The organism is Capnocytophaga sp. oral taxon 324 str. F0483 (assembly GCF_000318315.2).
Lineage (GTDB): Bacteria > Bacteroidota > Bacteroidia > Flavobacteriales > Flavobacteriaceae > Capnocytophaga > Capnocytophaga ochracea.
In genome coordinates this window covers 15,969-23,585 of record NZ_KB291531.1, presented here as the reverse complement: position 1 = coordinate 23,585, position 7,617 = coordinate 15,969, and the positions used below count along the sequence as shown (strand labels likewise).

Genomic DNA, 7,617 nt, shown 5'->3' with positions numbered 1-7,617 from the left:
TTCCTATAAGCTCTCTATAAGCTAACCCCACTCAAATTACAGCTCATTTTTTACCTCTTACCTCAATACGCCCTTCCGAACTCCTCCGTTTCCTTCCGAACACTCCTAACAGTCCTAGAACATCATTTTTTCATCTCAAACTTTGGCAAAGTTGAATAAACTGACAATATTTTCTCATTTCCTCATTCTCTCATTCTCTCATTTGCTAATTTCCTAATTTTCTCATTTCCCAATTACCCTGTCGTGCTACGACCTCGCTCCTCCGAGTTTCTCCAAAAAATTCGACTAACCTCTCCCCTTTTCACAAGGCGCAGCCTTGATTTGTTTAAATTTTGTTTAATTTCTGAGGCACAGCCTCATCCCTCCAACTCAAACTCGCACCCCATTTTCTAATTCTCTCATTTCCTCATTTCCTCATTCTCTCATTTGCTAATTTCCTAATTATTTTCTACTTTTGCACCCCAAAATCAAATACTCTCAGATCAGACGTGTCTAACAAGTCTAATCCCTGACACCTAATAATGAAAAAACACTTACTTATACTTTTCCTATCATTTACAACAATGATTTTCGCGCAGAAAATACCTGCTGTGAAAGATACCATTACTAAAGATACTACTAAAACCAAAACAACTGAAAAACCTGAAAAAACTCCTGAGCAAAAGCGCGCCGAAGAGTACGCTAAACTCATTAAAAAAAAGGGTATAGAGCGCAACGGACTCTTTACGATTCGCAAAATTGAAGATAAGTGGTACTTTGAAGTCCCCGATTCCCTCCTCAATCGCTATTTGCTATGCGTAACCCGCCTCAAAGCGGCTCCTCATAACTTCGGACTCTATGCAGGCGAAAAAGTGAATGAACAAACCGTCTATTTCGAGCAGAAAGGCAATAAAACACTCCTCTTGCGCTCTTTCCTCAATCTGCAAGAAGCCGGTACCGACGATAATATCTCGGTAGCAGTAGCTAATTCGAGTGCAAATCCTGTGGTGGCATCGTTCACCGTGATTGGGCGCAACCCCAAAACCAAAGCACAGCTCATCGACATCACCGATTTCTTCAAGCAAGACAACAGTGTTACCTCTTTTTCATCGAATACAAAAACCCAAATGAAAATAGGCGCTATCGCTACCGATCGTTCTTTTGTAGACGATATACGTCCTTATCCTATCAACGTAGAGGTCAATACTCTCAAAACGTTCAACGCTTCACCCAGTACCATTCCGTCGGCAAACAAGGTAGGGGCTATTACCTTAGAACTGAATATCTCTATGGTGCTTTTACCCAAAACACCTATGCAAAAACGCCTCTTCGACCCTCGTGTGGGCTTTTTCGCTACCCGATACATCAAGTTCAGCGACCAGCAACAACGCACCGAAACTGAATATTATATCCACCGTTTCCGCTTAGAACCTCGCAAAGAAGATATCAAAAAATACCTCAGCGGTCAGTTAGTACGCCCCAAAAAGCAAATTGTGTTCTATATCGACCCTGCTACGCCTAAACAATGGCAAAAATACCTCATTTTAGGCGTAAACGATTGGAATGTAGCTTTCGAACAAGCGGGATTCAAAGAGGCTATCGTGGCAAAACCTTGGCCTAACGACCCTTCAATGAGCTTAGAAGATGCACGCTTCAACGTAATTCGCTACCTCCCTTCCGAAAAAAGTAACGCCTACGGTCCTAACATTGCCGACCCTCGCAGTGGTGAAATTATAGAATGCCACGTGGGCTGGTATCACAACGTGATGAAACTCCTCAACCAGTGGTATATGATTCAGGCAGGCGCTGTCGATAAACGCGCTCGTACTATGGAGTTCAACGAGGAACTAATGGGCGACCTCGTGCGTTTTGTGTCCTCTCACGAAATAGGGCACTGCTTAGGCTTGCGCCACAATATGGGCGCCAGCAGTCAAACGCCTGTCGAAAAACTCCGCGATAAAAAATGGGTTGAAGCCAATGGGCATACCGCTTCTATTATGGACTATGCGCGTTTTAACTATGTGGCACAGCCCGAAGACAACATCAGTAGCAAAGGACTCTATCCGCGCATAGGTATCTACGACAAATGGGCAATTGAATGGGGATATCGCTATTATGGCAACAAATATAAAGACGAGTATGCTGAACAAGAGGCGCTTGCCGAAATGGTTACCCAAAAACTCAAAGCCAATCCGCGATTGTGGTTCGGAGGAGAAGGCAAAGATGAAGACCCTCGCGCACAAACTGAAGACCTTTCGGACAACGTAATGAAAGCCAATACCTACGGATTGAAAAACCTCCGCTATATCGTGCAACACCTCCCCGAATGGACTAAACAGCCTAACGACAAATACGAACATCTCAACGAAATGCAAACCGCTGCCTATATGCAGTATTTCCGCTATTTGAAACACGTGCTCAAGCACATTGGCAATAGATATGTGGGCATCATCGGTGAGAAAGAAGTTTATAAAGAAGTGCCCAAAGAGAAGGTAAAAGAAGCTATTAACTATTTAGATAAAGAACTTTTTGAAGCGCCTTTGTGGTTATATCCTCAGGAAATAGTAGAAAAAACAGGAGCAACCCCCGATAAGAACATCATCAGTATGCAAAACCTTACCCTGAGTGTGCTTTTAGGAGAGCAAACCCTCTACAACCTTTATAATCAATCGCTCACCTCCAAAAATCCTTATCCGTTAAACGAATATCTGCAAGATGTATTCAAAGCGGTATGGAAACCCCTCAACAGCCCCGATGCGCGCCAAAACACTTATCGCCGTGGTATCGAACGCTTGTACCTCTCTCAAATCGATAGGCTCATCAATGCACCTGCCGACGCTAAAAACAGCAAAGCTGCGAGCATACAGCAAGTATCCGATGTGCGCCTCTTTGCCTTACAGCATTTGGATATGATTGAGACTTTCGCCAAACAAGCTCTCGCCAAAGAAGCCACTCAGTCTATTAACCATCTACACTACCAAGAAATTATAAAGGAAATAGAACGTATTAAAGACCCTAAGAAATAGAATCTCCCTTCAGAAGAAAAATTAAACAAATCATTTAAATGCCTGCTGTGCTATGGCTTGTTCGATTTGTTTTTATATTTGTAAGATTTCTAAGACGTAGTCTTATCTTTTATTTTTTCAAAGATTTTTGTTCAATTCTGTAGTGCAAGCTACACTTCTTTTTTCTAATTTCAAGAAACTGATAATGCAACAACACGAACCCAAACCCGACCTACTGTTTATCCTCATTATGGGACTCCTATCGATGCTCACCCCACTGGCTATCGATATGTACCTCCCTGCCTTTGTGAAGATTGCTAACGATTTGAATGTATCCGAAGAGATGATTTCTCAAACCTTAGCGCTCTTTACCCTTGGGTTTGCTTTTGGGCAACTTTTCTGGGGACCTCTTTCCGATAGTTATGGGCGCAAACCTATCATTCTCATTGGGATTATCACCTCAGCATTGGTGTCATTAGTGATTACGCAAATTCACCATATTCATCATTTTTATATACTGCGCTTTGTGCAAGGCTTTTTTGGAGCATCGCCTGCGGTAGTAACGGGTGCCCTCCTGCGCGACCTTTTCGCTAAAAATGAGTTTGCCCGCCAAATGTCGATGATTATGATTGTCACGATGATTGCCCCTCTCATTGCCCCCGTACTGGGCGGTCACCTCACCGACTGGTTTCATTGGCATATCATCTTCTACGTGCTGATGGTTTTAGGACTCTTGGCGGCACTTTTAGTAAGTTATAAAATCCCTGAAACGCTTCCTAAGTTCAAGCGTGTTCCTTTGAAAATAGGCAACACCTTACGCATTTACGGCAAGCTCCTCAGCAACAAAAAGGTATTGGGATATATTTTCTGCAATTCGCTTTCCTATTCAGGAATGTTTTGCTTTATCACTACGGGCTCTATTGTGTACACCAAACTCTTTGGGGTAGCCCCTCAGCATTTTGGATATTTTTTCCTTCTCAATGTAATTGTAATGATGACGGCAACCTCACTCAATGGGAAATTCGTCACCAAAATAGGGGTAGAAAAATCCTTGCGCTTGGGGCTTACTATCCAACTCATTGCAGGAGCGTGGCTGGTGATATGTGGTATTTTCCATTTGGGATTATGGGCTACCGTAGCAGGAGTTTCAATGTTTGTAGGTTTAGTATCGGTAGTGTCCAGCAGTGCCAATGCCGCCATTTTGGATATGTACCCCGAAGTAGCAGGTACCGCCAATTCACTCACAGGGATGTTGCGTTTTGGTATCGGTTCGGTAGTAGGAGCAGTGCTCTCGCTTTTCGCCATCACCTCCGAGCGCCCAATGGTATTTGCAATGGCAATATGCATAGGAGTAGGCGCCCTCAGCTACTTGCTGTTAGTCGCCCCTCGCACCATTAGCAAATAACTATACCGTTTCTCTGCCTCTCTAAGACTCTCCAAAACAAAAATCTCACTACTGCGCTTGCCTCCATAATAATTAACCATTGACAACTAACAATCTGATAGTTCAATAAACATCATAGCTCAATGTTTACCTTATAGCCATCATCAATCAGTATAAAATTAGTGTTGTGTTTCTTTGCAAGGGCTAAAAACTGTACATTATCATCTAAAACACTTTCCATTGTACACCAATCATCATCTAAACGCTTTTCTATGACATTTGCATATTTCTTTATATCCTTAAAGTGGGTTTTAATATAGTTTTCACTCATTACAAGACAATAATATTTAATATCCTCGAGATATTTTTTTGTAAAATCTTTCTCCCAGTCAAAAGGAATATACGCCCCTTCAATGATAAGATTTTGTTTGTTTTCTATGGCTGTCTTAATCATTTCACGAATAATAGGCCACATATAATCTGTAAGTGCTTTATCATTTTCTAAGGTAAGTTTAGTATAACCACTGCGAATTAATCCCATTTTTAAGTGATCTATTGATAGATATGGGTATTTATATTTTTCTAATAGCTTTTGAGCTAAAAAAGTCTTACCTGTGTGTGAAGCTCCAGTAATTATAACAATCATTTTTATACCTCGTTTACCTCTGATAAAACCGCACCCAATCAATATACATTCTCACGGGTTTATCAAACGGCTTTACTTCGCCTACCCATTCACCTCCCAGTTGCATATCAATAATCAAAAAGAAAGGCAAATCAAACGGGAATTGCTTTTCACTCTCCTTACCAGGCATACGCGAATAGACAAATGAAGGCAGTCCGTTTACGTAAAACCGTATCACATCTCCTTCAAAATCCACTGCGTAAGTGTTGTAGTCATCTGGATTAATAGGGAAAGAAGTAGAGTTTTTAGGTCCTGCTTTCTTTTTATATGTAAACGGCGAATGCACAGTGTGATACACAAAAGGATCGTAATTTAAGCGTTCTATAAGATCTATCTCCCCTCCGTCTTCAGGCCATTTAGTGTCTTTAGTAACCAACCATATAGCAGGCCACGCTCCTTGTGTTCCCTCTAGCTTACAGCGCACTTCTATCTTTCCTTTTTGGAAAAACTTCTTCCCTTTCGTCCAAACTCCTGCTGTGAGGTAAGGCGAAGGGTCTTTTTTTAAATCTTTATTAGTCACACCTAAAAGAATCATCTTACCGTTCTTTATCTCAAACAAACTCGGGTCATTGCTCATTGTGTTGCAACAGTTGTCTCCCCAACGGTTCATTTTTGTCCACACGCCAGTCGAGAAAATATCATTTCTGTCGAAATTATCTTCCCATACCAATTTCCAAGGTTTCTCATTAACCTCCTCTTTTTTAGAACAACCCCAGCTCATAAGAGCCAACGTAAATAGTAATAATGTAAAAGGTTTCATATTCATACAGTTTAAGTTATTATTTTTTCATTTTCTCTTTCTTCATATGCCTTACCTAAAAGCACTAAAAACTCTTTGCGAGGTATTTCCTCTGCTCCCAAACGCTCTAAATATTCGCTGTATATTTGGCAATCTACCAATGCTATATCGGGGTGTGCTTGCAGGTAGGTGATAAAGCCGTATTCTGACGCATTATTGCGCTTGCTAAACATACTCTCCCCACAAAAGATTTTGCCCATTTTTAGCCCGTATAAACCTCCTATGAGCACATCTCCTTCCCACACCTCTACCGAGTGCGCTATCCCTCTTTTATGCAAGCCTGTATAGGCTTCTATCAGTTCAGGGTGAATCCACGTGCCGTCTTGGTTTTTACGCGGAACAGTAGCGCACTGTCGCATCACCTCAGTAAAACAACGGTTATAAGTAACGCGATAAGGTGCTTCGCGTAGCATCTTACGCATATGCTTGCTGATATGCAATTTCTCACGAAAAAGTACAAAACGCGGGTCAGGACACCACCAGACTACCGGCTCTCCTTCGTTATACCACGGGAAAATACCCTCCGAATACGCCTCAATAAGCCGTTCAGAGGTAAGACTCCCTCCTAAAGCAACAATTCCCTCCTCCGAAGCCGTATCGGGGGAAGGAAAAGATGTTTTATCGTTCGTTAAGTATATCATTCTTTAGAAAGGCAAATCGTCTTCCTCAGTAGGGGCAGAAGCTCCCTGTGCGGGGTCTGGTGCACTAAAAGCCTGTTGAGGGGCTTGTGGCGGATACTGAGGGGGCGTTTGTTGGTATTGTGGTGGGGCTTGCTGATATTGCGGAGGCGCTTGCTGATACTGTGGTTGTGCATATCCTTGTGGCGGATAAGCAGGTTGCCCCTGTGGTGGATATTGCCCTTGCGGAGGGGGATAGGCTCCTTGTGCCACCTCAGCATTTTCAATACGCCATCCTTGTAAGTTCACAATATATTTAGTTTCACCTTGTGGGTTTACCCATTCACGACCGCGAATATTGAAACTGATGCGTACCAATTGCCCTACCTGAAAGTTGTCGAGAAGTACACATTTTTCTTGTACAAAGTCAAAAGGGATATACTGGGGGTATTGTTCCTCAGTAGAAATCACCACATCACGGCGTTGGAAGCCGTTTTGTCCTACGGTTTGCGTAGGGCTAATCTTTATAATTCGTCCTTGAATTTCCATATTGGTATTCCTTTTTATTGCTTATTCTGATAATATTTACAAGGGCAAAGATACTATTTTTTTAGTTATCGGCAATACTTATACCCAAAAATATTACAAAACATTTTACTTTTTGCCCAAAAACATTCTATTTACAAGTCTTTGTATAATCATCTACCAACTGTATCATTCCTTCTTTCGTTTTGGTGTTGTATTTAGTAACATCTAACGAAGGACAATTGATATATTTATATTTAGCCAATATTTTTTTGTATTTTATTCGCATTCTTCGAACCGCAAAAATAATGAATTTTGTAATATATACAAGATACATAAAAGAAAACTCTATCATTCCCCCCTTCACCCTTCTGTTTTCTCTCGCTATATTCCCTCTTTCCCGTCATTACATTCCCCCTCATTGAGGAAGTCCGCGAGAGCGGAGTATGTGATAAGGGGGAGGATTCTTTTGATTTTCCGTCATACTCCCCCCTATTGCCTATGGCCTAAGGCCTAGCACCTCTTCCTCTTTCTTTCGCCTCGAAACCCCCGTTTTTAACATTTTTAGCGTTGTTGTATTATAGTATGAATCAACTACTTATACACCCTTTCTATACCAATCG

General features: G+C 41.7%; 6 protein-coding genes. 2 read left to right on the top strand and 4 right to left on the bottom strand.

Features of this window, described 5'->3' with window-relative positions:
* Positions 1-521 precede the first annotated feature (521 nt).
* Both HMPREF9072_RS09820 and HMPREF9072_RS09815 read left to right on the top strand, forming a co-directional pair.
* A complete protein-coding gene (locus HMPREF9072_RS09820) occupies positions 522-3,005 on the top strand; it encodes a zinc-dependent metalloprotease (RefSeq protein WP_009411586.1) in 2,484 nt (827 codons plus the stop codon).
* A 184-nt stretch (positions 3,006-3,189) separates the two neighbouring features.
* The gene (locus tag HMPREF9072_RS09815) at positions 3,190-4,389 is read left to right on the top strand and encodes a Bcr/CflA family multidrug efflux MFS transporter (protein WP_157236451.1); all 1,200 of its coding nucleotides are present in this window, start codon (positions 3,190-3,192) and stop codon (positions 4,387-4,389) included.
* A gap of 112 nt (positions 4,390-4,501) precedes the next feature.
* Here HMPREF9072_RS09815 and HMPREF9072_RS09810 read toward each other — a convergent pair whose 3' ends face one another.
* The 4 genes from HMPREF9072_RS09810 to HMPREF9072_RS09795 are packed head-to-tail and all read right to left on the bottom strand — an operon-like array spanning position 4,502 to position 7,018.
* Positions 4,502-5,014 carry an AAA family ATPase gene (locus HMPREF9072_RS09810; RefSeq protein WP_009411584.1) on the bottom strand — a complete coding sequence of 171 codons (513 nt, stop codon included), beginning with the start codon at positions 5,012-5,014 and terminating at the stop codon, positions 4,502-4,504.
* Between the two features lie 13 nt (positions 5,015-5,027).
* Entirely contained in the window at positions 5,028-5,819 is a 792-nt protein-coding gene (locus HMPREF9072_RS09805; protein ID WP_009411583.1) for a glycoside hydrolase family 16 protein, read from the bottom strand.
* Between the two features lie 5 nt (positions 5,820-5,824).
* Positions 5,825-6,493 (bottom strand): leucyl/phenylalanyl-tRNA--protein transferase, encoded by a 669-nt coding sequence (aat, locus tag HMPREF9072_RS09800; protein WP_009411582.1) that lies wholly within the window; start codon positions 6,491-6,493, stop codon positions 5,825-5,827.
* A gap of 3 nt (positions 6,494-6,496) precedes the next feature.
* Positions 6,497-7,018 (bottom strand): DUF3127 domain-containing protein, encoded by a 522-nt coding sequence (locus HMPREF9072_RS09795; protein WP_009411581.1) that lies wholly within the window; start codon positions 7,016-7,018, stop codon positions 6,497-6,499.
* Positions 7,019-7,617 lie beyond the last annotated feature (599 nt).